Raw genomic sequence first — 24,716 nt, forward strand, 5'->3', positions numbered from 1 at the left:
TGAGCGCGAACAGGCGGGTGTCGGAGGTGAACATGGGGCGGTCCTTGCAGCCGTGACGGGTAGCGATTCTACAGTCATAAATGACATTGGCAAGGAAAAATTTTCAGGTGAAGGCCGATGTGCCTGATGCATGGCGATCAGTTGAGGCGTGGTCAAGCTGCGATGATGTGACCGGACATGAGGGCCGCGCGTGGGGTGGAAAAAAGAGAACCCTGCCGGAATGGGCAGGGTTCTTCGGTAGGTTGAAGCCGGGCGAGGCCCGGCTTTCGCTGTAAGGGGTCGGCTTACTGCAGCCGCACTTCCACCCGCCGGGCGTCGGCCGGATCGCCGTCGCCGAGGGTTTGCGTCGGCTTGCTGAGCACCACCTTGTCGGCAGCCAGACCGGCGGCGAGCAGGGCGTTGCGCACGCTCATGGCGCGGGTCTTGGCGATTTCGGCATTGGCCTCGGCGCTGCCGGAGGCGTCATGGAAGCCGGAGACCAGCACCTGTTTGTCGCCGCTGGCGAGCGCCTCGGCCGCAGTGGCGGCGAAGGCGGCCAGGTCGGCGGCGGATGCCTCGTTCAGGCCGGTGTCGCCGACGGCGAAGTACACCTTGACCTGGGCATCGCCCTGCGGCGCCAGGTCGGTAAAGGCCACCGCCTCGGTGGGCAGGCCGTCGGCGGCGGAGCGCATGATCTCGGCCACCGGGGTGGGGGTGGCATCGGTCACCGGCACGACATTGGCGCGGTTGAGGGTATAGACCCCCAAGCCGATGACCAAGCCGATCACCAGGGCGATCACCCCGAACAGTACGCCGAGAACGACGCGCAGATCATCATCTTCGTCTTGCATGGTTCGGACCTCGAAGCAGTGCGTATGAAATTGGCAAGCCGCGGCATTTTAGCCTGTTGCCGCCGCGGCGTCTGCCGGGGGATGTATCAGGCTGTGGCGATCACCTGGCCGTGTTCGCGGGTGGCATGGAAGCCGACTTCGGGCCATTTTTCCATCGTCACCTGCAGGTTGTAGCGGGTGGTGGCCAGATAGACCGGGTTGCCGTCCACATCGGTGCCCATGCGCAGCGCCTGTTCGCGTTCGAACTTGCGGCGCGTGGCCTCGTCCTTGAAGGTGAGCCAGCGGGCGGTGTAGATGTCGGCGGCCTCGAAGATGGCGTCCACCTTGTACTCGTCTTTCAGGCGCTGGGCGACCACCTCGAACTGCAGCTGACCGACGGCGCCGAGCAGCATGTTGCCGCCGATCGCCTCGAAGACCTGGATGGCGCCTTCTTCGCCCAGCTCCTGCAGACCTTTCTGCAATTGCTTGGTCTTGAGCGGATCGCGCAGGCGGGCGGCGCGGAACATTTCCGGCGCGAAATAGGGGATGCCCTTGAAGTGCAGGTCCTCGCCCTCGGTGAGGGTGTCGCCGATCTGCAGCTGGCCGTGGTTGTGGATGCCGATGATGTCGCCGGCGTAGGCCTCTTCCATGTGCACCCGCTCGTTGGCCATGAAGGTCAGCGCGTTGGCGATCTTGAACTCGCGGCCCATGCGCTGGTGGCGGGTCTTCATGCCCGGCTGGTACTTGCCCGAGCACACGCGGAAGAAGGCGATGCGGTCGCGGTGCTTGGGGTCCATGTTGGCCTGGATCTTGAACACGAAGCCCGAGAACTTGGGCTCGGCCGGGGCCACCAGGCGCTCACCGGCGTCGCGCGGCTGCGGCGGCGGGGCCCAGTCGATGAGCGCCTGGAGGATCTCCTGCACGCCGAAGTTGTTGATCCCGGAGCCGAAGAACACCGGCGTCTGCCGACCGGCGAGGAAGCTGTCGAGCTTGAAGGGGCTGCTGGCGCCTTCGATCAGCTCGACATCGTCGCGCACCTGGCCGATCTCGCCGGGGAAGAGGGTGTCGAGCTGGGGGTTGTCGAGGTTGGTGATGATCTCGGCCGCGCTCTTGCGCTCCTCGCCCGGGGTGAAGCGCAGGATGCGGTTCTCGAGCAGGTGGTACACGCCGCGGAAGGCCTTGCCCATGCCCACCGGCCAAGTCACCGGGGCGCACTCGATCTTCAGCACCTCCTCGATTTCCTGCAGCAGGTCGAAGGGCTCGCGCACCTCGCGGTCGAGCTTGTTCACGAAGGTGATGATCGGCGTGTTGCGCAGGCGGCACACGTCGAGCAGCTTGATGGTCTGCGCCTCCACGCCCTTGGCCGCGTCGATCACCATCACTGCGGCGTCCACGGCGGTGAGCACCCGGTAGGTGTCTTCCGAGAAGTCCTCGTGGCCCGGGGTGTCGAGCAGGTTGATGGTGTGGCCCATGTAGTCGAACTGCATCACCGAGCTGGTCACCGAGATGCCGCGCTGCTTTTCCACCTCCATCCAGTCCGAGGTGGCATGGCGGGCGCTCTTGCGTGCCTTGACCGTGCCGGCCAGCTGGATCGCGCCGCCGAACAGCAGCAGCTTTTCGGTCAGCGTGGTCTTGCCGGCGTCGGGGTGGGAGATGATGGCGAAGGTGCGGCGGCGCTGGGCCTGCTTGAGCAACTCGGGCGGGTAGGGGGTGGCGGTCATGAAAACGGTGTCCGGTGGGCGCGCACGAGCCGACGTGCCGCCGATGCAAACGCAAAGCACGGCTTTTACCGAAAGCCGGGCGCGGGATCAAGCGGCATCGACCGAAGGCGTGCCGCGCCGCTCGGCGCGCTATGTGAAATGGCTACAGTGCGGGCGGTGCCGGCCGATATACTGCCGGAGTCTCTCTTTCCCGCAAACCGATGCCCGATTTCCGCGAACTGTCCGCCCTGGTGCGCTCCCGCGTGCCCTTGGTCTGTATCGAAACCGTCGAAGAGCCCAAGGTGCTGCGGCTCATCGAGCGCCTGGCGCGTGAAGACAATCTCGATCTCTATGGCTGGAGCGTGGCCGACGGCCTGAGCCAGCAGAACTTCCGCTACGGTCCGGCCCGCGCCACCAACACCTTGTTCGCCACCGTCGGTGACACGCCGTCGGCTGCCGGCCGCAGCGATGGCCAGCGCCGGGCGATCGCCGACACGCGGCCGCTTGAGCAGGCCTTGCAATACATCGACAAGGACGCCAGCAGCGGGCTGTATGTGTTGCTCGACCCGCACCCTTTTCTCGAGGATCCGGTGGTGCTGCGCCTGATCCGCGAGGTGGCGCTCGATCATCCGGTGTCGCAGCGCACGCTGGTGCTGGTCGCCCCACGCGTGGTGTTGCCGGCCGAGCTGGCGCGCCATGCCGCGCACATGACGCTGCGCATTCCGGATGTGGATGGCGTCAAGCGGCTGCTCCGCGAGGAGCTCGATTTCTACCGTCAGCAGAACGACCAGCCGGTGCGTGGCGAATCGGCCATCGTCAACGCGCTGGTACATCAGGTGGTCGGCCTGCCCGAGGAAGACGTGCGCCGCCTGCTGCGCAACGCCATCCGTGACGACGGCCTGATCACCGCCGACGATCTCACTCGCGTCATCCGCCACAAAGAGAGCCTGCTCGGCGGCACTGCCCTGTCGGTGGAGATGACCCCGCTGGGCCCCGACGACATCGGTGGCCTGGGCGCGCTCAAGGCCTGGCTGGCCAAGCGGCGGCCGGTGTTCACCGGCGAGCGCAGCGCCCCCGGACTGCCCATGCCCAAGGGCATGCTCCTGCTCGGTGTGCAGGGCGCCGGCAAGAGCCTGGCGGCCAAGGTCACGGCCGGCAGCTGGCGGGTGCCCTTGCTGCGCCTGGACATCGCCAGCCTGTACGACAAATACACCGGCGAGACCGAACGCAAACTGCGCGAGGCATTGGCGAGTGCCGAAGCCATGGCGCCCGCGGTGCTGTGGATCGACGAGATCGAAAAGGCGCTGGCCGGCGGCGGCGAGACCGACGGCGGGGTGTCGCGCCGCCTGCTCGGCCATCTGCTCACCTGGATGAACGAGCAGCAGGCCCGGCTGTTCCTGGTGGCCACCGCCAACGATGTCTCCGCCCTGCCGCCCGAGCTGCTGCGCAAGGGGCGTTTCGACGAGATCTTCTTTGTCGATCTGCCCACGCCCGCGGTGCGGCGCGACATCTTGGACATCCACCTCAAGCGGCACGGGCAGGATCCGGCAGGTTTCGATCTCGATGCCCTGGTGGTGGTCACCGACGGCTTCTCGGGGGCCGAGATCGAGCAGCTGGTGGTTGCCGGCCGGTACGAATCCCTGGCCGACGGCACCGCGCTGGAGAGCGCCCACCTGGTGGCTGAAGCGGCGCGCACCCGGCCGCTGTCGATCATCATGGCCGAGCAGGTGGCGGCGCTGCGCGACTGGGCTCGGGCGCGCTGCGTACCGGCCGACTGATGGCGGAGCGTCCGTCCGTCGTCAAGCACGCCGCCCGCCCGTCGCTGGTGAGCGGCCTGATGCGCCAGTTCGCCCTGTTGATCGTGGTGTGCTTCCTGGTGTTCGCCGCGGCGTTCTACGGCCTGATCCTCAAGCCGACCACCACCGAACTGGCACGTGCCGCCGTGCGCCAGGCCAGCCACGGCGTCGATGAGCAGATCCAGCAGGATTTTCGCCAGATCGAACGGCAGCTGGAAACGGCGGCTGCGTGGGGGCGGGCGGGGCTGCTGGATCTCGCCGCGCCCGAGACCTTCAATCAGCTGTTGCAGCCCTTGCTGGCGCGGGACCCACGGCTGTCGTCCGCGCTGCTGGCGCACGAAGACGGCCGCGAGCTGCTGCTGTTGCAGCAAGCCGACGGCCAGTGGCGCAATCGCTTCACCGGCCTGCCCGGCACTGTCGGCCGGCATCGGGTGAACCGCTGGTCCGAGGACGGTCAGGTGGTCAGCGACGGCGTGGTCGACAGCGACTACGAGCCGCGCGAGCGTCCGTGGTTCGTCGGCGCCATGGGCACCGCCGACGACGGCGACCTGTTCTGGACCCGGCCCTATCTCTTCTTCACCACCCGCGAACCGGGCATGACCGTCTCCACCCGCTGGACCGGCGCCGACGGCCAGCGCCGGGTGCTGGCCTTCGACGTGTTGCTGGCCGATCTGTCGCAGCTCACCGTCGGCACCAAGGTGGGCACCCGGGGCGGGGTGGCGATCCTGAGCGATGCCGGCGAGGTGCTCGGTCTGCCCGCGGCGCCGCGCTTCGAGGCGCCGGAGGCCCTGCGGGCGGCGGTGTTCGAACCGGTCGCGGCGCTCGATGTGGCCTACCTGAGCGCGGGGGCCAAAGCCTGGGCGGCGGCCGGTCGGCCGGCGGGCGATGTCGGGTTTCTGCTCGACGGCCGGCGCTGGCAGGCCGAGTTCATTCCCATGCATCTGGGCGCCAACGCCTTGTGGGTGGCGGCCTTTGCGCCGGAAGCGGACTTCGTGCCGGCGCGCGCGCGCGATGCGGCCATCTTCGTGTCGCTGATGCTCGGCGTCATCGCCGTCGGCGTGCTGATCGCACGGCGTCTGGCCGATCGCGTGCGGCGGCCGCTCGAGGCGCTGGTGGCGCAGAGCGAACGCATCGGGCAGCTGGACCTCGGCCCCGGTCCCGAGATCGAAGGGCACTGGCGCGAGATGGCGGCCCTGGTCGACAGCCAGGCGGCGATGCGCGCGCTGCTGCAGGACGCCACCGGGCGGCTGGCTGATGCGCGCGATGTGCTCGAAGACACGGTGGCCGAGCGGACCCGCGATCTGGCCGACAAGCAGGCCGAGTTGGCCGACCAGCTGCTGTTCGTCGAGGAGCTGATCGACGCGATGCCCAATCCGGTGTTCTACAAGGGGGCGGACGCGCGCTTCATCGGCTGCAACACCGCCTTCGAGGCGGCCTTCGGCGTGAGCCGCGATACGCTGCGCGGCAAGACCATTCTCGAGGTGGAGGTGTTGCCGGCGCGCGAGCGGGCGAACAACCATGCCGAAGACGAGTGGTTGATCGCCAATGCGGCGGCGGTCAATCGCCATCAGGTGCTGCGCTTTGCCGACGGCCAGCGCCGCGACACCCTCTACTGGGGCCGCGGATTCCGCCTGGCCGACGGCCGGCCCGGCGGCCTGCTCGGCGTGGTGGTGGATATCTCCGAGGCCAAGGCGGCCGAGCGCCGGGCGCGCGATGCCGAAGCCCAGCTGAGCCGCATTCTCGAATCCAGCCCCATCGGCGTGGTGCTCACCGGCGACCGCCTGCCGGTGTTCGCCAATGCCCGCGCCTGCGCCATGTCCGGCCTGTCGCAGGATGCCTTCATGCGCACCCCGGTGATCGACCGCTATGTCGACCCGGCCCAGCGCGAAGCCGCGCTGGCCGCGCTCGAGGCCGGCGAGCCGGTGCTCGACCGCGAAGTGGCCTTGCGCCGCGCCGACGGCTCGGTCTACTGGGTGCTCTTGAGCATGGCCTACGGCAGCTTTGCCGGGCAGCGGGTGGTGCTCAGCTGGACCTACGACATCACCGAGCGGCGCGCCGCCAACCGTCAGGTGCGCAAGCTGTCGCTGGCGGTGGAGCACAGCCCGGTGATGGTGCTGATCACGCGCCGCGCCGGCCAGGTCGAATACGCCAATCCGCATTTCACCCAGGTCAGCGGCTACTCGCTGGCCGAACTGGGCGATGCGCTGCCGCCGATGCGCGATGCCGACGGCGCGCCGCGCGATCTGCAGGCCGAAGTGTGGGCGGCACTTGCGGCGGGCGAGGAGTGGCGCGGCGAATGCCAGATGCAGCGGCGCGACGGCTCGCTGGTGTGGGTCGGCGTGGCGGTCAGCGGCCTGGCCGAGCGCGACGGCGACATCAGCCACGGCATCTGGGTGCTGGAGGACGCCTCGGCGCGCAAGGCGGCCGAGGCCACGCTGCGCCGGGCCAAGCAGCTGGCCGAGGAGGCCACGCAGGCCAAGAGCCGCTTCCTGGCCAACATGAGTCATGAGATCCGCACCCCGATGAACGCCATCATCGGGCTCTCGCATCTGTGCCTGGGCACCGGCTTGAACCCCACCCAGCGCGACTATGTGCACAAGATCCACCGCGCCGGCACGGCCCTGCTCGGCGTCATCAACGATGTGCTCGACGTCTCGCGCATCGAAGCCGGGCGATTGCCGCTGGAGCAGTCGGAGTTCGCCCTCGACGAGGTGCTCGACCAGCAGCTGGCGCTGTTCGGCGAAGAGGCGCGCAACAAGCAGGTGGCGCTGCATGTGTCGGTGTCGCCGAGCGTGCCGGCGCGGCTGGTGGGCGATCCGATGCGGCTCGGGCAGGTGCTCACCAACCTGGTCGGCAATGCGGTCAAGTTCACCGCCGAGGGCGAAGTGGCCGTGACGGTGCGCGCCGAGGCGCCGCAGGGCGACCGGGTGCGGGTGCAGTTTGCCGTTCAGGACACGGGCATCGGGCTCACAGAGGGCCAGATCGAAGGGCTGTTCCAGCCGTTTGCCCAGGCCGACGGCTCGACCACCCGCAAATTCGGCGGCACCGGCCTGGGGCTGTCGATCTGCCGCCATCTGGTGCGCCTGATGGGCGGCGATGTGGCGGTGCATAGCGAACCGGGCGTCGGCAGCACCTTCCTGTTCGAGATCGAGTTGGGCGTGGCCGCACCGGCCGTCACCGAAGCGGCGGCGGCCGCGCTGTCGTACGACTTGAACGGCCTGCGCGTGCTGGTGGCCGAAGACAACCCGGTCAACCTGCTGATCGCCGAAACCCTGCTGGCCGAGCAGGGGGTGACGGTGGATAGCGCCGGCACCGGGCGCGAGGCGCTCGACCGACTGATGCGCGACGATCTGCCGCCGGTCGACGCGGTATTGATGGACGTGCAGATGCCCGACATGGACGGCCTCGAAGCCACCCGCCGGCTGCGTGCGGAGGACCGCTTCGCCGTGCTGCCGATCATCGCCATGACCGCACATGCGATGGCCGACGAGCGCGCGCAGTGTCTGGCGGCCGGCATGAACGACCACCTGGCCAAGCCGGTCGATCCGCCGCAGCTGCTCGCCACCCTGGCGCGCTGGTGCGGTCGGCACGGCGAGGCGCCGGCGCTGTCGCCTGCGCCCGGTTTTCCGGCGATCGCCGGCCTGGATGTGGCGGCCGGCCTGCGCCGCATGATGGGCAAGCCGGCGCTCTACACGCGCATGCTCACCGTGTTCGTGCGCCAGCATGGCGAGGATGGGGCGGCGCTGCGGGCGATGCTGGCAGCCGGCGACTTGCCGGCGGCTGCGGCCTTGCTGCACCGCGTGCGCGGGGTCCTCGGCAGCCTGGGGGCCGATGCCCTGGTCGAGCGCATGGCCGAGGTCGAAATGGCGATCAATCAGGGGCGTGCGCCCTCGCCCGAACAGGTGGATGCCATCGAGCTGCAGCTCGCCGACCTGGTCGAGGCGATCCGCCACACCCGCCTGCCGGACGCTGCGCCGGCGGACGGGTGAGCGGCGCGCCGGGGAGGCTCAGCCGATCATCTGGCTCGGCAGCCAGGTGACCAGCCCGGGCACGTAGTAGAGGCAGATCACGGCCGCGCACATGAGCAGGAAATAGGGCAGCGCATAGCGCGCCACCTCGGTGATCTGCCGACCGGTCATGGCCTGCAGCACGAACAGGTTGAAGCCCACCGGCGGGGTGATCTGCGCCATCTCGACCACCACCACCACGAACACGCCGAACCACAGCGGGTCGATGCCGGCGGTCTGGATGGTCGGCAGCAGCACCGCCATGGTCAGCACCACCACCGAAATGCCGTCGAGGAAGCAGCCGAGCAGGATGAAGAAGGCGGTCAGCGCCACCAGCAGCATGCCCTTCGACAGCCCCAGCCCGGCAATCCACTCGGCCAGGTGGCGCGGCAGGCCGATGTAGCCCATGGCCAGCGTGAGAAAGGCCGAGCCGCCGAGGATCAGCCCGATCATGCAGTACAGCCGGGTGGCGCCCATCAGGCTGGCGAAGAAGCTCTCGCGGCTCAGCGAGCCCTGAGCGGCGGAGATGACGAAGGCACCGATCACGCCCAGCGCAGCGGCCTCGGTGGCGGTGGCGATACCGGTGTAGATCGAGCCGAGCACCGCGCCGATCAGCAGCACCACCGGCATCAGCCCCCACGAGGCGCGCAGCTTTTCCATCAGCCCCGTGGTGCGCTCGCCGGCCGGGATCTTGTCGGGGTTGAGCAGCGACCAGACGATCACCCAGCCCATGAACAGGCTGGCCAGCAGCAGGCCGGGCAGCACGCCGCCGATGAACAGCTTGGCGATCGACACGTCGGCCGACACGCCGTACACGATCATGATGATCGACGGTGGAATCAACAGCCCCAGCGTGCCGGCGCCGGCCAGCGTGCCCAGCGCCAGCGAGGTCGGGTAGCCGCGCCGCTCCAGTTCGGGCAGGTTGATCTTGCCGACGGTGGCGCAGGTGGCGGCCGAAGAGCCCGACACCGCGGCGAACAGCGTGCAGCCGAGGATGTTGGCATGCAGCAGCCGCCCCGGCAGGCGCTCGACCCAGGGAGCGAGGCCGCGGAACATGTTTTCGGACAGCTTGGTGCGGAACAGCACCTCGCCCATCCACAGGAACAGCGGCAGGGCGGTCAGCGTCCAGCTCGAGCCGATGCCCCAGATCGCCACGGCCATGCCGTCGCCCGGTGCGCGCGTGGTGAACATCAGCATGCCGAGCGCGCCCACGGCGATCAGCGACAGGCCGATCCATACGCCGCTGGCCAGCAGGACCAGCATGGCCAGCAAGAGCAGGCCGGCAACCATCAGATCCATGGCGTTACTCCATGCGCACCGGCTCTTGGCCGGGCTGGGCAAGACGGGCACAGGGGCGGCCCAGGGTGGTCATCACCAGATCGTCGAGCATGGCGATGAAGAAAATCGTGGCGCCGATGGCCAGCGACAGCTGCGGGAGCCACAGCGGGGTGGCGTCCACGCCCTGCGAGAGCTCGCCGAAGGCATGCGACTGCCAGGCCAGCCGGAGGCTGTACCAGGCCAGCGCGGCCGACACGGCGCAGCCCACCAGCAGCGCGATCCACTGCAGGCTGCGCTGAAAGGCGCCGCCGATGCGGTCGATCAGCAGCGTGACGCGGATGTGCTCGCCATGCTTGAAGGTGTAGGCCAGCGCCAGGAAGCCGCAGGCGGCCATGGCATAACCGGCGTAGTCGTCCGAGCCTTCGAGGTAGATGCCCAACGGGCGGGTGACGATGCCGGCGGTGACCATCACCAGCGTGGCCACCATGCCGACCGCCGCCAGGGCGCCGGACAGGCGATACAGGGTATTGAGGATGTGGCGCATGGGCGTTCCTCCGTGGCGGCGGGGGTGACATGCACCCCCGCCACCGGATTACTTGGCGGACCGGTAAGCGTCGAGGATGGCCTTGCCTTCGGCGCCGGCGCGCTCCAGCCACTCTTCGGTCATGTTGTCGCCGACCTTCTTCAGATCGCCGCGCAGGGCGTCGCTCGGTGCCAACACCTTCATGCCGTTCTGCTTGAGCTGGTCGACATACCAGGCAGTCTTCTCTTCGGAGACCTTCCAGCCACGGGTTTCGGCGGCGGCGGCCGCCTTGAGCAGGGCGTCGCGGGTGCCGCTGTCGAGACCGTCGAAGACCTGCTGCGAGACGAAGACCATGTTCTTCGGCAGCCAGGCCTGCACATCGTAGTAGTGCGACAGCTGCTCCCAGCTCTTCGAGTCGTAGCCGGTCGAGGACGAGGTGATGTTGGCCGACACCACGCCGGTGGCCAGCGCCTGGGTCAGGTCGGCGGCCTGCACCGTCACCGGCTGCCCGCCCATCAGGCGGATCATGCGCGCCACGGTGGGGCTGTAGGAGCGGATCTTCATGTTGCGCAGATCGCTCATGCTGTCGACTGCGCTTTTGGTGTAGATGCCTTGCGGCGGCCAGGGCACGGCGAACAGCAGCTTCAGGCCGTGCTTGGCCAGGCGGCTCTCCACCGCGCTGCGCGACACCTTCCACAACTTGGCCGCATCGGCATAGCTGCTGGCCAGGAAGGGGACGGTGTCGAGCGCGTAGAGGGGGTCTTCATTGGACAGCGAGCTGATCAGCAACTCGCCGATCTGGGCCTGGCCGGCCTGCACCGCGCGCTTGATCTCCGGCCCCTTGAACAGCGCACCGCCCGGATGCACGGTGATCTTCAGCTGGCCGCCGGTGGCCTGGGCCACCTCGTCGGCGAACTGCTGGATGTTCTCGGTGTGGAAGTTGTTGGCCGGGTAGGGCGTGGGCATGTCCCAGGTGGTTTCGGCCAGGGCGGCGGTGCTCAGACCGAAGCTCGCCAGCGTGGCGCACAGGGCGGATCGGAAGAACTTGAAGGAACTCATCGGGTGTCTCCTTGCGCGGCGTTCTGAAGGGTGAACGTCAGGGGTGTCGTGGTGAAACGCAACCGGATTTTTCTGTCGCGGCCTTGCAACTTTGGTATTACATCTATAATTTGTCAACAAAACATCAACGAGGTGATAGCAAAATGTCGAAAATATTTCCCATGGACGGGCGCCCCGCACCGAGCCGGATCGTCTCGTCCGAGCACCTGGTATCGGCCAAATCGCCGGAATTGTCGGAGTTCGAATACGGCATGATCGTCGCCTGGCACGGCTTCTCGCGCTGGATGATGCGGTGCATGGCCGCCGCCGGTTTCGAGGACATGACCACCATCGACGTGCTGGTGCTGCACCATGTGGTGCATCGCGAGAGCGCCAAGCGCCTGGCCGACATCTGCTTCGTGCTCAATGTGGAGGACACCCACGTGGTGTCGTATTCGCTCAAGAAGCTGATGGCGCTCAAGCTGGTCAGCAGCCATCGCAAGGGCAAGGAGGCCTTCTACAGCGCCACCGTCGAAGGGCGCGATGCCTGCCTGCGCTATCGCGAGGTGCGCGAGGCCTGCCTGATGCCGGGCTTCTCCGGCGCCGCCGAGGAAAACGCCCACATCGGCGATCTGGCCCGCCTGCTGCGCACGCTCTCCGGCCGCTACGACCAGGCCGCCCGCGCGGCCTCGACCTCGAGTCTCTGATCATGCGCATGCTCGATCTCGGCGACGGCGCCGTCACCATCGAGTTCGGCGAGACCATCGACCCGGCCCTGCAGGCGCGGGTCGCCGCGCTGGATGTCGCGATCGCGCAGGCACCGGTGGCCGGCCTGATCGAAACGGTGCCCACCTTCCGCTCGCTGACCGTCATCTACGACCCGCTGCAGACCACCCGCGCCGAGCTCGACGCGGCGCTGCGCCCGCTCATCGACGCAGCCGACCATGCCCCCGCCGTCGACGGCCGCCACTGGCGCCTGCCGGCCTGCTACGGCGGCGCGTTCGGGCCCGATCTGGACGAGGTCGCGACGACGGCCGGGCTCACGCCCGAGGCGGTGGTCGCCGCCCACAGCCAGACCGACTACGTGGTGTACATGCTCGGCTTCCTGCCCGGCTTCCCTTTCATGGGCGATGTACCCGCGCCGCTGCAACTGCCGCGCCGCAGCGAACCGCGTGTGCGCGTGCCGCCCGGCAGCATCGCGATTGCCACCGGCCTGACCGCCATCTACCCGTGGGAAAGCCCCGGTGGCTGGCATCTGCTGGGGCGTTGCCCGGTGCCGCTGTTCGACGCCGGCCGTGATGCGCCGGCCCTGCTGGCGGCCGGCGACCGGGTGCGCTTCACGCCCGTGCCGGCCGACGAATTCGCCGCGCTCGCCGCCGACCTGGCCGCCGGGCGCATCGATCCGCAGCAGTGGTGCACCCCGGCGCAGGAGCAGGCATGAGCCGTCTCGAGATCAAATCCCCCGGCGCGCTGGCGTCGATCCAGGATGCCGGCCGGCGCGGCTGGCGACGCATCGGCGTGCCCTGGGCCGGCGCGCTGGCGCCCCATTTGCTGCGTATCGCCAACACATTGGTGGGCAATGCCGCCCAGGCGCCGGCCATCGAATGCTTCGACGGCGGCCAGCAGTTCGTTGCCCGCGACGGCGCGGTGCGTCTGGCCGTGGCCGGCAACGCCCAGCTCGAACACCTCACCGCCGACGGCCGCCAGCCGGTGGCCGCCTGGCGCAGCCTGACCCTGGCCGAGGGCGAGACGCTGCGCGTGGTGCACACCGGCGACGGCCGCCTGGCGGTGGTCGCCGTGCTCGGCCTCGATGGCCCGCCAGTGCTCGGCAGCGCGTCCACCTACGGCCGCGCCGGGCTAGGTGGCGTCGACGGCCGCGCCCTGCAGGCCGGTGACGGCTTGCCGGTCGCCGACGCGCCGCCCACGCCCGAGCTGCAACTGCGCTCGCCCCCCGAGGCCGACCCCGGCCCGATCCGCGTGGTGCTTGGGCCGCAGGCCGACCATTTCACGGCCGAGGCCATCGACACCTTCCTCGCCACCGACTTCACGATCACCCCCGAAGCCGACCGCATGGGCGTGCGCCTGTCCGGGCCGGCGCTGACGCATCGCGATGCGGCGGCGCGCGAGATCGTCTCCGACGCCACCGTGCCCGGTGCCATCCAGGTGCCCGGCAACGGCCAGCCCATCGTGCTGCTGGTCGATGGCCAGACCGCCGGTGGCTATCCCAAGATCGCCACCGTCATCAGCGCCGACCTGGCCCGTCTGGCCGACCGCAAGCCCGGCCAGACGGTGCGCTTTGCCGCGCTCGGCGTGGTCGAGGCCGAAGCGCTCGCCCGCGCTGCCGAGCAGGCCGTGGGCGATGCCCTGCGGCGCATCGCACCGGTCGGCGGCGAAGGGATGATCGACCTCGACGCCTTGTATACCCGCAATCTGCTCAGCGGCATCATCGATGGCCGCGAAGACGACTGACCGTCCGGAGGACCTGCCATGCACCTCAATCTCAACGCCGATCTGGGCGAATCCTTCGGCGCCTGGCCGATGGGCGCCGACGAGGCCCTGCTGCCCGTCGTCGATTCGGCCAACATCGCCTGCGGCTTCCACGCCGGCGATCCGCTCGTCATGCGCACCACGGTGCGCACCGCGCTGGCCTGCGGCACCAGTCTCGGCGCGCATCCCGGCTTTCCCGACCTGCAAGGCTTCGGCCGGCGCAAGATGCAGCTGCCGCTGGCCGAGCTCGAAGCGCTGCTGATCTACCAGATCGCCGCGCTGGCCGGCATGGCGCAGGCCGAGGGCGGCCGTGTCACGCATGTGAAGCCGCATGGCGCGCTCAACAACATGGCCTGTGAAGACACGGCCATGGCCGAGGCCGTCGCCCGCGCCGTGCGCGCCTTCGACCCCACGCTGATCCTGCTCGCCCCGGCCACCTCGCAGTTGGCCATCGCCGGCGAGCGCGCCGGCCTGGCGGTGGCGCTCGAGATCTTTGCCGACCGCGCCTACACGCCCCTGGGCACGTTGGTGCCGCGGTCGCAGCCCGGCGCCGTGCTGCACGACCCGGCCGAGTCGATTGCCCATGTGCGGCGCATGCTCGAGGCCGGCGGCCTGGTGGCCCTCGACGGCACCGTGCTGCCGACGCCGATCCACAGCATCTGCGTGCATGGCGACAACGCCGAGGCCGTCGATACCGCGCGTGCCCTGCGCGCTGCGCTGGAGGCCGACGGGCATGTTATGGTCGCGCTTCCGGATGTCCTCCAGGAGTAAGCCATGCGTTTCCTCTTGATCCCGCTCGCCGCCGCGGCCCTTGCCGCCTGCGGCGCCGACACCGCCACCAGCGCCGCCACCGTGGCCGCCGCCAAGGCCAAGGAAGTCGAACAGGCGCAGGCGCTCAAGGCCCAGGTGCAGCAGCAGCTCGACGCCGCCAATGCCCAGGCCGCGGCGCGCCTGAAAGCGGCCGAGTCGCAGTAGGGCGTGGGCCCGCCCCGATCGCAACGAGTCGGCACCGGTGTGAGTACGATGAAGCGGCCTGCCAGATCCGCCCCGGCCTTGGCCATTCGGCCCGCCCGTCCGCTGGAGTCGGGGGCCTTGGTCGATCTCTACAATGCCTCGCGCGCGAGCGCGGGGTGTTTCGATGAGGCGGCGGTCACGCTCGCCGAGTTCCTGGGCGGCATCGAGGGCGAAGATGTCCATGTCGCCACCTTGGCGGGGGCCGTCGTCGGCTTCGTCTCGGTGTGGGTGCCCGAGCGCTTCATCCACCATCTGTATGTATCGCCGGCACACCAGGGCTGCGGTGTCGGGAGCGCGCTGCTGCGCGCCTGCGAGGCGCGCTACGGCCGACCCATGTCGCTCAAGTGCGTGACCCGCAACCTGCGCGCCCGGCGTTTCTACCAGCAACGCGGCTGGCGTTGCGAGGGCGGCGGCGTCGGCGAAGACGGGCCGTGGGAGCACTGGTATTCGCCGCCCGGCCCTTGAACCGCCCTCATTTCCGGAGACCGGCATGACCCCCTGTATCGCACTGCTTCGAGGCATCAACGTCGGGCGCGCCAAGCGCATCGCGATGGCCGATCTGCGGGCGCTCCTCGAAGGGCTCGGGTTTTCCGACGTGCATACCGTGCTCAACAGCGGCAATGCCGTCTTTTACGCGCCGACAGCCGATGTGGACCGGATCGCGCAGGACATCGAGGCGGCCATCGCGCACCAGCTCGGCCTGAGCGTGCCGGTCATCGTGCTGACGGCGGCGGCGCTCGACGAAATCGTTGCCGCGCGCCCATCCGACCACGCCGGCGGCGATCCGTCGAAATGCCTGGTGGCCTTCGTGCCGGGGGCGGCCGCGCTGGCCACCGCCGCCACGCTGTGCAACACGCCCTGGGCGCCGGACCGGTACGCCGTGGGCCCGCGGGCGGCCTATCTGTGCTGTGCCGACAGTCTGCTGACATCGCCGCTGGTGCAGGCCTTCACGCGCGCCATGGGCGCGGCCGTGACCACGCGCAACTGGGCAACCGTGTGCAAGCTGCAGGCGGCCGCGAACGCCTTGCCGGCGGCGCGCTGAAGGGCCGTCGCCCGGGGCTTGCCGAAGGCCGGGCGCAGGCGTCCAATGACATCCATACCGGTATTTTTCATCGCACGAGGTCATCCATGCACATCACAGATCTTCCCTTTGCCACCACCGATTGGTCTGAGGTGCCGACCACCGAGCATCCCGGCGAGACGGGTGTGGCCCGCTGGCGGACGCGCCAGTTCGGCCCCATCCGCGTGCGCATGGTCGAGTATTCGCCCGGCTATCTGGCCGATCACTGGTGCTCGAAGGGGCACATCCTGTTGTGCCTGGCCGGGGTGCTGCATACCGAGCTGGAAGACGGGCGGACCTTCGTCCTGACGCCGGGGATGAGCTACCAGGTGGCGGACGGTGCCGAGCCACATCGCTCGTCGACCGTCGTCGGCGCCAGCCTGTTCGTGGTGGATTGAGCGGCGGGCCGCCTCTGCCCGGCGCCTGTCACCACCAGAAGCCGCCGATACGCCAGCGGGGCGCGTGGCGGGTGCGCGCGGGCGTGTCGGTGTCGTGCCACACCGGGGCGGAGGTGTCGTGTGCCGGGGGTTGGGCCGGTTGGCTGCGCAGCCGCCGGATGCGCTCGTCGGTGGCCGGATGGGTGCGCAGCCACGACGGCTCGGGGTTGCCCCAGCCGGGCAGCAGCAGGCGGCGCCACGAGCGGCTGACCGCCTCGATCCGCGCCAGTGCCGAGGCCAGGCCCTCGGGGTCGCCGGTCAGTTCGGCGGCCTTGCGGTCGGCGTCGAACTCGCGCACCCGCGACAGGCCGAGCTGCACCACCAGCGCGATATGCGGCGAGACGGCCAGCAGCAACAGCCCCGACCAGTTGATGCCGACATCCATCACGAACAGCGTCGGCAGCGCGAAGAAGGCCACCAGCAAACCGGTGAGGGCGAACAGGCTGGTGAGCCGGCTGACGGTGTCCGCCAGCCCCATCACGCGCAGGTCGCCATGGGCGATGTGGGCCACTTCATGGGCCAGCACGCCGGTGATCTGGCGGCCGGACAGCCCGCGCAGCATGCCGTCGGTGAGGGCGATGGCGGCGCGCTCGCGGTTGCCGACGGCGAAGGCATTGACCATCGGGCTGGGGACGTAATAAGGGGTGGGCACGGCCGGCAGCGCGGCGCGCGCCGCCAGCTCTTCGAGGATGCGCCACAGCTCGGGCGCCGCGGCCGGCGGCAGGGGCTGGGCGCGGTACAGGCGCAAGGTCAGCCAGGAGGTCGCGCCGGGCTCGACCAGCAGGGCCAGCACGCTGGCGCCGAGCGCGATCCACAGGCCGTTCTCGCCCAGCAGCAGGGCGCCGGCCAGTGCGGTGATGCCGAGCAGGGTCAGGATCAGCAGCAGCGTCTGGAGTCGGTTGATCCAGGCGTGGCGCGCCATGACCTAGGCGCCGGTGTGGCGCAGCCGGGCGCGCAGCCGGTCCATCTCTTCGAGCAGGTCGGCCATCAGGGCGGCCAGTTCGGGTGCGGCGTCGAAGTCGCGTTCGAGCTGGCGCATGCGCCGGGCGCGGACGAGGCCGACCCGGGTGAAGCGCCACACCCCACTGACGCACTCGGCGTGCGGAAACAGGCCTTCGTCGATATGCCGGCGCAGCCAGTCGGGCTCGACTGCGCAGGCGGCGGCCACCTGTTCCAGCGTCATCCAGGTTTCTTCGAGCAGGCTGCCGATCAGGAGATCTTCTTCGCGCATGGTGCGACTCCTCGATTCAGGGGCGCGGGTCGAAGGCCAGATCCCGCGCCATGGCCTCGTACAGTTGCCGCGCCGTCGGGGTGTCGGCCGGCGGCAGCACCACCTGCAGATCGAGCAGCAGGTCGCCCGGTGGCGCGCCGGGAATGCCCTTGCCGCGCACGCGCAGTTGCCGGCCGCTCTGTGCGCCTTCGGGGATGCGGACCTTGATCCGGCCCCCGGGCAGGTCGACCTCGACCATCGCGCCGAGTGCCGCCTCCCAGGGCGCCAGCGGCAGCGTCATGCGCAGGTCGCGCCCCTCGGTGCGCAGGCGCGCATGCGGCTTGATGCGCACCTCCAGCAGCAGGTCGCCGGGCGGACCGCCACCCATGCCGGGCGCGCCCTGGCCGGCCAGGCGGATGATCTGCCCTTCGTGCACGCCTTGCGGGATCTTGACGTTGAGGTTGCGGGTCGTCCAGCGCACCCGGCCCTGGGCGTCGGCCTGGGGCAATTGCAGGCTGAGTTGCCGGGTGGCGCCGGTGAAGCTGTCTTCCAGGTCGAGCATCACCTCGGCGCGCACATCGGTGCCGGGCGCGCGGAAGTGGCGCTCGCCATGGCGCCGGAAGCCGCCCGGCCCGCCGAACAGCTGGCTGAAGAAGTCGCTGAACTCGGCCTCCTCGCCGGGCGAGAAGCCATGCGTCGAGAACTCGAAGCCCTCGCCCCAATCGGGCGGCGGGCGGAAGTCCTGGCCGGCCTGGTAATTCTGGCCGAGGTGGTCGTAGGCGGCGCGTTTCTCGGGTTCGGAGAGCACCGCGTAGGCCTCGTTGACCTCCTTCATGCGCGCTTCGGCATCCGGCGCCTTGGAGATGTCCGGGTGGTATTTGCGCGCCAGGCGGCGGAACGCCTTCTTGATTTCGTCGGCGGAGGCGTTCCGATCGACCCCGAGGGTCTGGTAGTAGTCGTGAAACTCCATCTGTCGTCGTCCCGAGCGTCGTTGGCCGGGCATTCACGGCGCTTGCGATCGATGGTGCATGGGCGCGGGCAGCCCGGCGCTACCCGCGCCGCGAATGACAGATCCAAGGATGCAACTTTACGAAGGACTTGAGAAGGCCGGCGTTCGCGGTTTTACGCCGTCAAGTAGCCGGTAGCGCCGCTCAGGCGTCTTGCAGTTGCAACTGGCTGCGCCAGTGGGGCGTGCTCAGCTGTTGCACGAACCATTGCAGGGCCCGGCCGTCGTGGCTGCGCCGCCACGCCAGATGCATCGGTTCGCGACTGAAGCCGGTTTCGGTCTGCCGGCTCACCAGTTGCCCGGCGTCGATGGCCGGTTGGGCGATGCAGGGCGGCAGGTGGCCGACGCCGAGGCCGGCCACCTGGGCGGCCAGCTTGGCGCTGAAATCCGGCACGATCAGCGCATCCTGGCCGCTGATCAGGCCGGCGCTGCGCGCCTGCAGCGTGCGCGTGGTATCGGCCAGGACGACCGCGCGGTGCTTGCGGATCTCGTGGGTTGGCAGCGGCTCGGGGACGGCGGCCAGCGGATGGTCGGGGGCATGGCAGAACAGCACCACGGCGTTGCCCAGCGAGCGCGAGACCAGGGCCGATTCGCGCAGCGCTTCGCCCGAGGCGCCCACCACCAGGTCGGCGCGTCCGCTGCTCAGCGCATCCCAGCTGCCGGCCAGCACTTCGTGGTCGAAGCGCAGGCGGGTGCCGTGTCCCTGGGCGTCGAATTCGGCGATCAGCGGCAGCAGTGCGTTGAAGGGCAGCAAGGCGTTGAGCGCGATGCGCAGCTCCACCTCCCAGCCGGTGGCCACGCGCCGGGCGCGGCACTCCAGCTCGTTGGCGGCGGCCAGTAGTTGGCGCCCGTCGGTGAGCAGGGTGCGCCCGGCCGGGGTGAGCCGGGCGCGCCGGCCGACCCGCTCGAACAGGGCAAAGCCCAGATCGTCTTCGAGGCGGCGCACCGCATGGGTGAGTGCCGAGGGCACGCGATAGAGCTGCCGGGCGGCGGCGGCAAAGCTGCCGGCGCTGTCGATGGCGTCGAGCATGGCCAGGGCGTCAAGCGACAGTTTCATGTTCAATCCGTGTCAACAAAACACTCAAAATTTGTCGGTTTTTCTGGTTGATGGCTTTGCTGATAATGCATTCACAGTGAAGTTAATTCAATGGCGGAGCGCGGCGAATGGCCCATCCGCCCCACCGGAGAGATCGTCATGAAGAAAATCGCCATCGTGTATCACAGCGGCTACGGCCACACCGCCCGCCAGGCCGAGCATGTCGCCAAGGGCGCCGCCTCGATCGACGGCGTGCGGGTCCAGTCCATCGGCGCCGACGCGGTCGACGCCCACTGGGACGACCTGGCCGCGGCCGATGCCATCATCTTCGGCGCGCCGACCTACATGGGCAGCGTCTCGGCGCCGTTCAAGAGTTTCATGGACGCCAGCTCCAAGGTGTGGTTCGGCCAGGGCTGGAAAGACAAGCTGGCCGCCGGTTTCACCAACTCGGCCTCGCAGTCGGGCGACAAGCTCAGCGCGCTGATGCAGCTGTCGGTGTTCGCCGCTCAGCACGGCATGACCTGGGTGAATCTCGGTCTGCTGCCGGGCAACAACAACAGCAAGGGCTCGGTCGAGGATCTGAACCGCCTGGGCGGCTTCGTGGGCGCGATGGCGCAGTCGAACGCCGACGAAGGCGCCGAAGCCATGCAGCTGTCCGACCTGCGCACCGCCGAGCACCTGGGCGCGCGCGTGGCGCAACTGGCGCTGCGTTTGCAGTGATCCTGCGGCGGCCGGCGGTGTCAGCCGAGTGCCGGCACCGCCTCCAGCGTCGGCAGCAGGGCGCGAAAGCGCGCGAAGGCGATCGACGGCGTGCCCGGATGCCACAGCAGATGGGTGAGGTTGCGCGCCAGTACGGCGGGCAGGGGGTGGGTCATCACATCGTCGGTGGCGCGCAGCGAGGCCAGCACGCTGCGCGGCACCAGCGCCACCCCCGAGCCGGCCGCCACGCAGGCGACGATGGCCGGGTAGGAGGCGAACTCCAGCACCCGTTCGGGCAGGATCGCATCCGTCGCCAGCCAGTCTTCCAGCCGCTTGCGGTAGGAGCAGCCGTGGGCGAAGGCGATCAGCGTAGTGCGCCCCAGATCGCGCGGTGAGCGCACCGGCGCATGGCCGCGGGCGCTGATCAGCACCAACTCTTCCTCGAACAGCGCCTGCCGCTCCAGACCGGGCGCGGTGAAGGGCTGCGACACCACCGCCGCTTCGATGTCATGGTTGAGCAGGTGCGACACCAGCGCGCTGGTCGGCGCGGTGAGCAGCTCGACGCGCACCGAGGGGTTGTCCTGGTGATAGCGCGCGAGGATCGGCGGCAGGCGCGCGCCGGCCGCGCTCTCCAGCGAACCGAGGCGGAAGGTGCCCTGCGGGCGCCGTGTCTTGAGCGTGGCCTCGGCCTCGTTGGCCAGGCGCAGCAGGCGCTCGGCATAGCCCAGCAGCACCTCGCCCTCCTGCGTCAGCCGCAGGCCGCGCCCCTGGCGGTGGAACAGCGTCACGCCCAGGCGCGCTTCGAGCTGTTTGATGCGGGTGGTGATGTTCGAGGGCACGCGATGCAGGGTGCGCGCGGCATGCGAGATGCCGCCGCAGGCCACCACCGACTGGAAGATCTCCAGCGTGTCGAGATCGATGTTTCTCATTTTGAGAACGTCCGTTCATTAATATTCACTGGATGAAAACATTCTAGCCCTTTACGCTGTGTCTGACACACACCACGAGGGGCGAACGATGGCAAGGTTTTCAGCACGCCGCGGGGCATGGGGCGCGGGCGCATGAGCGCCCCGGCGGCAAGCGTCGGTGGCGACCGGGCCGCGCTCCGCGTAGCGCTGGCCGGCGCGCTGGCGCTGGCGGTGGCCATGGGCATCGGCCGCTTCGCCTTCACCCCCATGCTGCCGATGATGCAGGTCGATGCCGGGCTGTCGCTGACCGGCGGCGGCTGGCTGGCCAGCGCCAACTACCTGGGCTATCTGGTCGGCGCGCTCAGCGCGGGCCGGCTGGCGCTGGTGCCGTCGCAGCTGTTCCGCGGCGGCCTGCTGGCCGTGGTGCTGAGCACCGCGGCGATGGCCGTCGGCGATAGCTTCGTGCTGTGGCTGATCTGGCGTTTCGTGGCCGGCGTGGCCAGCGCCTGGGTGCTGGTGGCGACCGCGTCGCTGGCGCTGGCGCGGCTCGGCGCAATGGGGCGGCCGCAACTGGCCGGCGGGGTGTTCGCCGGCGTCGGCCTCGGTGTGGCGGCGGCCGGGCTGGTGTGCATGGGCCTGGCGGCCATGGGCGTGAGCTCGGAGCCCGCCTGGCTGGCCTTGGCGGGCATCGCCGCGGTCGGGGCGGCGCTGGTGTGGCGCCCGCTGGGTGCGACGACCGCCACCGAGCACGGCGGTGTGGCGCCGCCGCGAGCGCAAGCGTCGTTCTGGCATCTGTCGCTGGCCTACGGCTTGTTGGGCTTCGGCTACATCTTGCCGGCCACCTTCCTGCCCGCCCAGGCGCGTGCGCTGATCGCCGACCCGACGGTGTTCGGCTGGGTGTGGCCGGTGTTCGGCGCGGCCGCCGCGGCCTCGACGCTGCTGGCCAGCCGCTTCGCCCATCAGCTCGGGCGGCGCCAGTTGTGGGCCTTGGCGCATGCGGTGATGGCGGTGGGGGTGGCGCTGCCGGTGGTGTCCGGCGGGCTGTGGGCGCTGGTGCTGGCGGCGATGTGCGTGGGCGGCACCTTCATGGTCATCACCATGACCGCCATGCAGGAGGCCCGCGCGGTGGCCGGCGCCGCGGCGCCGCGGCTGATCGCCGACATGACCGCCGCCTTCGCCCTGGGCCAGTTGCTCGGGCCGATGGTGGTGAGCCTGACCGGTGCATTGGCGCTGCCCATCGAATGGCCGCTGAGCCTGGCCGCTTTCGGTTTGTTGTTCGGCGCGGCGCTGCTGATGCGCCGCGACCCCCAAGCCCGCCTCGAAAAAGGACCCTCGACACCATGACCGCGACCATCCCCCAGGGCTTCGGCCCGAACACCGCCGAGCGCCTGCCGATGCCGCCGCTCGAGACGCTCGATGCGGCCCAGCGCGCCGCCGCCCAGGCGCTCATCGACGGGCCGCGCGGCGCGGTGATCGGGCCCTTCATCCCGTTGCTGCGCAGCCCGGTGCTGATGACCCGGCTGGGCGAGGTGGGCGCGGCGCTGCGTTTCGATTCGGTGCTACCCAAGGCCGTCGGCGAGTTCGTGATGGCCGCCGTGGCGCGCCATACCGGCAACCAGTTCGAATGGCTGGCGCATGCACCGCAGGCCATCGCCGCGGGCGTGCCGGCGGCGGCCATCGAAGCGCTCGGGCAGGGCGCCCGGCCCTCGGGGCTGGAGGCGGCGCACGCGCTGGCCTACGACTTCGCCAGCGAAGTGCTGCACCACCATGGCGTGTGCGATGCCACCTATGCGGCGGCGCTGGCGTGCTGGGGCGAGCAGGGCGTGGTCGAGCTGACCGCGCTGATCGGTTACTTCAGCACCGTGTGCTGGGTGATGAACGTGGCGCGCACGCCGGCGCCGGCGGCCGCGGGCGTGGCGCCGCTGATGGCGCTGCCGGGCTGATCTCTTCGGCCAGGGGCGGCTCGTCCATCAGCGCGATCTGTTCGCGCAGGTTGAGGATGTGGTCTTGCCAGTAGCGGAGGCTGTCGAACCAGCTGAAGGCGTGGAGGAAGGCGGAGCCGTGCCAGCGCTGAGCGATCCAGGCGGCGTAGTGGATGAGGCGCAGGGCTTCGGCGAGGTGGCGTTCGGCGGGGTTCAAGTCGTGGAACTGGCGGTAGTCTTCGAGCATCACGTCGAACTGCCGGCGCTGCTGGATGGGTTCGCCGAAGAGCAGCATCCACAGGTCTTGCATGGCGGGGTCGCTGCGGGCGTCGTCGAAGTCGACGAAGTGCGGGCCGTCGGGGCTCCGCGTCGGGCTCCGGGGGCAGGTTGAAATGCAACAAATGTCGTATTTCAAGACCCCGCATGCGCAAGGCAGTCGGCCACGGCGACAAGGCCTTGCTCTATCTGGGCCGCTACCTGTACCGAGGTGTGATCCGCGAAGCGGACATCCTCGCCTGCCGCACAGTTCCTGTGGCTGATGCTCCAACACGTGCTGCCCAAAGGCTTTCGCCGCACGCGCAACTTCGGCTTCCTGCTCCCGAACAGCAAGCGCCTGATCGCGCTGTTGCAGTGGCTGCTCAGATTCATTCCAGCAGCGCCACCAAAACGACTGCGCCCGGCCGTGCCCTGCCCGTGCTGTAGCGCGGCGATGCGCATTGTGCGCACGCGCCTGAGGCTACCCGAAGCGATACATCCCACCTCGCCACCCATCGAGCCGGCGACGGTGTGTTGATCATGTAACCGGGCGCATTCAATCGGTTTCGAGCAGGGAGTTCGGCGCCCGCAAGCCCAGAGACCGGCTCGCCTGGAATTCGGCTCGAAGCTGCCCAAATCGACCGAATTCGGTCTCAAGGACGCAGTCGGCGGCGCTGGCTGCGGGTGGAAGACGGCGCGCCCACATCAAAACCGCCCCATTCGGGGCGGATCAGCGAGAGATATTTGCAGGGGAAGAATCGAGCGGCATCGCCCGAGGACCGGGCTCGTCCAACAAACGGTTCAGATCGTGGATCGCTTCGCGATCACGATCTAACCTTAATCGTTAGACCGAATTTTGAACAGCGGTCTGATCACAGCTGCGGTTCCCGCAAAATTAGAGCGATAAAGCGGTGCGCGATCGCGTCTAGGTCGGACACAGATAAGCGGGCCTTCCATGTTGTGCGATCTGAACGTGGATCGACATTCCAAACGGTTAGACCAGCGATCTGCCCTGAATCGTCCGCGAAGAACTCAACATTGAAGTGAGAGATCGCGTTTCTAAGGTGTCGCACCAACTGGCGGAGATTGGGAACTTGACGGAAGTTTCCGACGACCTTTGGAACTGGCCATCCCTGCCGGGCAAGTTCTTCGATCGGTGTTTCGGGTATGGAGTTGATATATCGCTGCTGTGGGAAGACGAGTAACCCAAGCATGGAATTCACCAAGGCGGTTACTTCGTACACCTCGACGCCCGATGCCTTTAGGGAAGTACTGAACAAATCCGATTTTCGGCAACGGGAGGCAGATCATCGTTCGCAATCGCGTGGAATCGCTCGCAATTGAATCGCGGAATACGGAATTGGCACTCTGGAAGGCCGGATTCGCACGATTTCATCGCCTTTGCCCCGTTTCAGGACGCACCTTGCGTGTCGGGCGCCATCAACCTTTTATGCGCGAGCACGAGGTTGGCGAGGCCGAACAGTGAGAACAATTGCGCCTCGTTCTTGGCGATCCCTCGATAGCGGGTCTT

General features: G+C 69.0%; 25 protein-coding genes and 2 pseudogenes. 14 read left to right on the top strand and 13 right to left on the bottom strand.

Translation table 11 applies throughout. The features are described from left to right. Positions 1-284 precede the first annotated feature (284 nt). On the bottom strand, positions 285-830 hold the full coding sequence (locus tag I8J34_RS22445) for an OmpA family protein (RefSeq protein WP_214363873.1): 546 nt from the start codon (positions 828-830) through the stop codon (positions 285-287). Positions 831-916: 86 nt separating this feature from the next. Further along, positions 917-2,530 (bottom strand): peptide chain release factor 3, encoded by a 1,614-nt coding sequence (locus I8J34_RS22450; RefSeq protein ID WP_214363874.1) that lies wholly within the window; start codon positions 2,528-2,530, stop codon positions 917-919. A gap of 200 nt (positions 2,531-2,730) precedes the next feature. Between I8J34_RS22450 and I8J34_RS22455 the strand changes: the two genes are divergently transcribed. After that, entirely contained in the window at positions 2,731-4,287 is a 1,557-nt protein-coding gene (locus I8J34_RS22455) for a Ycf46 family AAA ATPase (RefSeq protein WP_214363875.1), read from the top strand. Further along, a complete protein-coding gene (locus I8J34_RS22460) occupies positions 4,287-8,294 on the top strand; it encodes a PAS domain S-box protein (RefSeq protein ID WP_214363876.1) in 4,008 nt (1,335 codons plus the stop codon). The genes I8J34_RS22455 and I8J34_RS22460 overlap by 1 nt, the downstream gene beginning before the upstream one ends. An 18-nt stretch (positions 8,295-8,312) precedes the next feature. Here the strand turns inward: I8J34_RS22460 and I8J34_RS22465 are convergent, their stop codons facing one another. From I8J34_RS22465 to I8J34_RS22475, 3 genes are read right to left on the bottom strand one after another with little or no spacing between them, the layout of a single operon-like run. Beyond that, positions 8,313-9,611, bottom strand: coding sequence for a TRAP transporter large permease (locus tag I8J34_RS22465; protein WP_214363877.1), 1,299 nt, complete (start codon positions 9,609-9,611; stop codon positions 8,313-8,315). 4 nt (positions 9,612-9,615) lie between these two features. Then, positions 9,616-10,134 (bottom strand): TRAP transporter small permease, encoded by a 519-nt coding sequence (locus I8J34_RS22470; protein WP_214363878.1) that lies wholly within the window; start codon positions 10,132-10,134, stop codon positions 9,616-9,618. Positions 10,135-10,182: 48 nt separating this feature from the next. Beyond that, positions 10,183-11,172 (bottom strand): TRAP transporter substrate-binding protein, encoded by a 990-nt coding sequence (locus I8J34_RS22475; protein ID WP_214363879.1) that lies wholly within the window; start codon positions 11,170-11,172, stop codon positions 10,183-10,185. 143 nt (positions 11,173-11,315) lie between these two features. Here I8J34_RS22475 and I8J34_RS22480 point away from each other — a divergent pair, with 143 nt between their 5' ends. From I8J34_RS22480 to I8J34_RS22515, 8 genes are all read left to right on the top strand, one after another. Then, positions 11,316-11,858, top strand: coding sequence for a winged helix DNA-binding protein (locus I8J34_RS22480; protein ID WP_230411965.1), 543 nt, complete (start codon positions 11,316-11,318; stop codon positions 11,856-11,858). A gap of 2 nt (positions 11,859-11,860) precedes the next feature. Next, positions 11,861-12,592, top strand: coding sequence for a 5-oxoprolinase subunit PxpB (gene pxpB, locus I8J34_RS22485; protein ID WP_230411966.1), 732 nt, complete (start codon positions 11,861-11,863; stop codon positions 12,590-12,592). Continuing rightward, positions 12,589-13,620 carry a 5-oxoprolinase subunit C family protein gene (locus I8J34_RS22490; RefSeq protein WP_214363880.1) on the top strand — a complete coding sequence of 344 codons (1,032 nt, stop codon included), beginning with the start codon at positions 12,589-12,591 and terminating at the stop codon, positions 13,618-13,620. The genes pxpB and I8J34_RS22490 overlap by 4 nt, the downstream gene beginning before the upstream one ends. Positions 13,621-13,638: 18 nt before the next feature. Further along, the gene (locus I8J34_RS22495) at positions 13,639-14,409 is read left to right on the top strand and encodes a LamB/YcsF family protein (protein WP_214363881.1); all 771 of its coding nucleotides are present in this window, start codon (positions 13,639-13,641) and stop codon (positions 14,407-14,409) included. 3 nt (positions 14,410-14,412) lie between these two features. Continuing rightward, positions 14,413-14,613 carry a hypothetical protein gene (locus I8J34_RS22500; RefSeq protein WP_214363882.1) on the top strand — a complete coding sequence of 67 codons (201 nt, stop codon included), beginning with the start codon at positions 14,413-14,415 and terminating at the stop codon, positions 14,611-14,613. Between the two features lie 117 nt (positions 14,614-14,730). Further along, a complete protein-coding gene (locus I8J34_RS22505) occupies positions 14,731-15,117 on the top strand; it encodes a GNAT family N-acetyltransferase (protein ID WP_214363883.1) in 387 nt (128 codons plus the stop codon). Positions 15,118-15,142: 25 nt separating this feature from the next. After that, positions 15,143-15,694 (top strand): DUF1697 domain-containing protein, encoded by a 552-nt coding sequence (locus tag I8J34_RS22510; RefSeq protein WP_214363884.1) that lies wholly within the window; start codon positions 15,143-15,145, stop codon positions 15,692-15,694. A gap of 86 nt (positions 15,695-15,780) precedes the next feature. After that, positions 15,781-16,110 carry a DHCW motif cupin fold protein gene (locus tag I8J34_RS22515; RefSeq protein WP_214363885.1) on the top strand — a complete coding sequence of 110 codons (330 nt, stop codon included), beginning with the start codon at positions 15,781-15,783 and terminating at the stop codon, positions 16,108-16,110. A gap of 28 nt (positions 16,111-16,138) precedes the next feature. On the opposite strand, the gene I8J34_RS22520 is transcribed toward I8J34_RS22515, so the two are convergent. The 4 genes from I8J34_RS22520 to I8J34_RS22535 all read right to left on the bottom strand — a co-directional run bounded on the left by I8J34_RS22520 (position 16,139) and on the right by I8J34_RS22535 (position 19,422). Continuing rightward, positions 16,139-17,071, bottom strand: coding sequence for a zinc metalloprotease HtpX (locus I8J34_RS22520; RefSeq protein ID WP_214363886.1), 933 nt, complete (start codon positions 17,069-17,071; stop codon positions 16,139-16,141). Positions 17,072-17,074: 3 nt separating this feature from the next. Next, positions 17,075-17,380 (bottom strand): chaperone modulator CbpM, encoded by a 306-nt coding sequence (locus tag I8J34_RS22525; RefSeq protein WP_214363887.1) that lies wholly within the window; start codon positions 17,378-17,380, stop codon positions 17,075-17,077. A gap of 16 nt (positions 17,381-17,396) precedes the next feature. Then, entirely contained in the window at positions 17,397-18,329 is a 933-nt protein-coding gene (locus tag I8J34_RS22530) for a DnaJ C-terminal domain-containing protein (protein WP_214363888.1), read from the bottom strand. A gap of 181 nt (positions 18,330-18,510) precedes the next feature. Then, positions 18,511-19,422: a LysR family transcriptional regulator gene (locus tag I8J34_RS22535; RefSeq protein WP_214363889.1), complete on the bottom strand. Its 912-nt coding sequence runs from the start codon at positions 19,420-19,422 to the stop codon at positions 18,511-18,513. A 138-nt stretch (positions 19,423-19,560) separates the two neighbouring features. Here I8J34_RS22535 and I8J34_RS22540 point away from each other — a divergent pair, with 138 nt between their 5' ends. Continuing rightward, the gene (locus I8J34_RS22540; protein WP_214363890.1) at positions 19,561-20,121 is read left to right on the top strand and encodes a flavodoxin family protein; all 561 of its coding nucleotides are present in this window, start codon (positions 19,561-19,563) and stop codon (positions 20,119-20,121) included. A gap of 20 nt (positions 20,122-20,141) precedes the next feature. Here I8J34_RS22540 and I8J34_RS22545 read toward each other — a convergent pair whose 3' ends face one another. Beyond that, positions 20,142-21,029 (bottom strand): LysR family transcriptional regulator, encoded by an 888-nt coding sequence (locus I8J34_RS22545; protein ID WP_214363891.1) that lies wholly within the window; start codon positions 21,027-21,029, stop codon positions 20,142-20,144. Between the two features lie 132 nt (positions 21,030-21,161). On the opposite strand from I8J34_RS22545, the gene I8J34_RS22550 reads away from it, so the two are divergent. After that, complete coding sequence (locus I8J34_RS22550) at positions 21,162-22,352, top strand: YbfB/YjiJ family MFS transporter (protein ID WP_214363892.1); 1,191 nt, start codon at positions 21,162-21,164, stop codon at positions 22,350-22,352. Next, complete coding sequence (locus I8J34_RS22555; protein ID WP_214363893.1) at positions 22,349-22,951, top strand: carboxymuconolactone decarboxylase family protein; 603 nt, start codon at positions 22,349-22,351, stop codon at positions 22,949-22,951. The genes I8J34_RS22550 and I8J34_RS22555 overlap by 4 nt, the downstream gene beginning before the upstream one ends. Here the strand turns inward: I8J34_RS22555 and I8J34_RS22560 are convergent. Then, complete coding sequence (locus tag I8J34_RS22560; RefSeq protein ID WP_214363894.1) at positions 22,863-23,240, bottom strand: protein kinase family protein; 378 nt, start codon at positions 23,238-23,240, stop codon at positions 22,863-22,865. The two genes, I8J34_RS22555 and I8J34_RS22560, sit on opposite strands and share 89 nt — an antisense overlap. Before the next feature lie 119 nt (positions 23,241-23,359). Here I8J34_RS22560 and I8J34_RS22565 point away from each other — a divergent pair. Then, positions 23,360-23,723 (top strand): annotated as a pseudogene (locus I8J34_RS22565) (transposase); the annotation flags it as partial. 334 nt (positions 23,724-24,057) lie between these two features. On the opposite strand, the gene I8J34_RS22570 reads toward I8J34_RS22565, so the two are convergent. After that, a complete protein-coding gene (locus I8J34_RS22570; RefSeq protein ID WP_214363895.1) occupies positions 24,058-24,429 on the bottom strand; it encodes a HEPN family nuclease in 372 nt (123 codons plus the stop codon). A gap of 167 nt (positions 24,430-24,596) precedes the next feature. After that, a pseudogene (locus I8J34_RS22575) lies at positions 24,597-24,716 on the bottom strand (IS5/IS1182 family transposase); the annotation flags it as partial.

Source organism: Denitromonas iodatirespirans (assembly GCF_018524365.1).
GTDB lineage: Bacteria > Pseudomonadota > Gammaproteobacteria > Burkholderiales > Rhodocyclaceae > Nitrogeniibacter > Nitrogeniibacter iodatirespirans.

Bases quoted from the DNA above. Each gene is read 5' to 3' on its own strand.
- I8J34_RS22525 (WP_214363887.1), bottom strand. From the start codon at position 17,380: ATGCGCGAAGAAGATCTCCTGATCGGCAGCCTGCTCGAAGAAACCTGG.
- I8J34_RS22535 (WP_214363889.1), bottom strand. From the start codon at position 19,422: ATGAAACTGTCGCTTGACGCCCTGGCCATGCTCGACGCCATCGACAGC.
- I8J34_RS22480 (WP_230411965.1), top strand. From the start codon at position 11,316: ATGTCGAAAATATTTCCCATGGACGGGCGCCCCGCACCGAGCCGGATC.
- I8J34_RS22555 (WP_214363893.1), top strand. From the start codon at position 22,349: ATGACCGCGACCATCCCCCAGGGCTTCGGCCCGAACACCGCCGAGCGC.
- I8J34_RS22455 (WP_214363875.1), top strand. From the start codon at position 2,731: ATGCCCGATTTCCGCGAACTGTCCGCCCTGGTGCGCTCCCGCGTGCCC.
- I8J34_RS22545 (WP_214363891.1), bottom strand. From the start codon at position 21,029: ATGAGAAACATCGATCTCGACACGCTGGAGATCTTCCAGTCGGTGGTG.
- I8J34_RS22550 (WP_214363892.1), top strand. From the start codon at position 21,162: ATGAGCGCCCCGGCGGCAAGCGTCGGTGGCGACCGGGCCGCGCTCCGC.
- I8J34_RS22520 (WP_214363886.1), bottom strand. From the start codon at position 17,071: ATGGCGCGCCACGCCTGGATCAACCGACTCCAGACGCTGCTGCTGATC.
- I8J34_RS22490 (WP_214363880.1), top strand. From the start codon at position 12,589: ATGAGCCGTCTCGAGATCAAATCCCCCGGCGCGCTGGCGTCGATCCAG.
- I8J34_RS22500 (WP_214363882.1), top strand. From the start codon at position 14,413: ATGCGTTTCCTCTTGATCCCGCTCGCCGCCGCGGCCCTTGCCGCCTGC.
- I8J34_RS22450 (WP_214363874.1), bottom strand. From the start codon at position 2,530: ATGACCGCCACCCCCTACCCGCCCGAGTTGCTCAAGCAGGCCCAGCGC.
- I8J34_RS22510 (WP_214363884.1), top strand. From the start codon at position 15,143: ATGACCCCCTGTATCGCACTGCTTCGAGGCATCAACGTCGGGCGCGCC.
- I8J34_RS22515 (WP_214363885.1), top strand. From the start codon at position 15,781: ATGCACATCACAGATCTTCCCTTTGCCACCACCGATTGGTCTGAGGTG.
- pxpB (WP_230411966.1), top strand. From the start codon at position 11,861: ATGCGCATGCTCGATCTCGGCGACGGCGCCGTCACCATCGAGTTCGGC.
- I8J34_RS22445 (WP_214363873.1), bottom strand. From the start codon at position 830: ATGCAAGACGAAGATGATGATCTGCGCGTCGTTCTCGGCGTACTGTTC.
- I8J34_RS22560 (WP_214363894.1), bottom strand. From the start codon at position 23,240: ATGCAAGACCTGTGGATGCTGCTCTTCGGCGAACCCATCCAGCAGCGC.
- I8J34_RS22475 (WP_214363879.1), bottom strand. From the start codon at position 11,172: ATGAGTTCCTTCAAGTTCTTCCGATCCGCCCTGTGCGCCACGCTGGCG.
- I8J34_RS22470 (WP_214363878.1), bottom strand. From the start codon at position 10,134: ATGCGCCACATCCTCAATACCCTGTATCGCCTGTCCGGCGCCCTGGCG.
- I8J34_RS22460 (WP_214363876.1), top strand. From the start codon at position 4,287: ATGGCGGAGCGTCCGTCCGTCGTCAAGCACGCCGCCCGCCCGTCGCTG.
- I8J34_RS22495 (WP_214363881.1), top strand. From the start codon at position 13,639: ATGCACCTCAATCTCAACGCCGATCTGGGCGAATCCTTCGGCGCCTGG.
- I8J34_RS22465 (WP_214363877.1), bottom strand. From the start codon at position 9,611: ATGGATCTGATGGTTGCCGGCCTGCTCTTGCTGGCCATGCTGGTCCTG.
- I8J34_RS22540 (WP_214363890.1), top strand. From the start codon at position 19,561: ATGAAGAAAATCGCCATCGTGTATCACAGCGGCTACGGCCACACCGCC.
- I8J34_RS22530 (WP_214363888.1), bottom strand. From the start codon at position 18,329: ATGGAGTTTCACGACTACTACCAGACCCTCGGGGTCGATCGGAACGCC.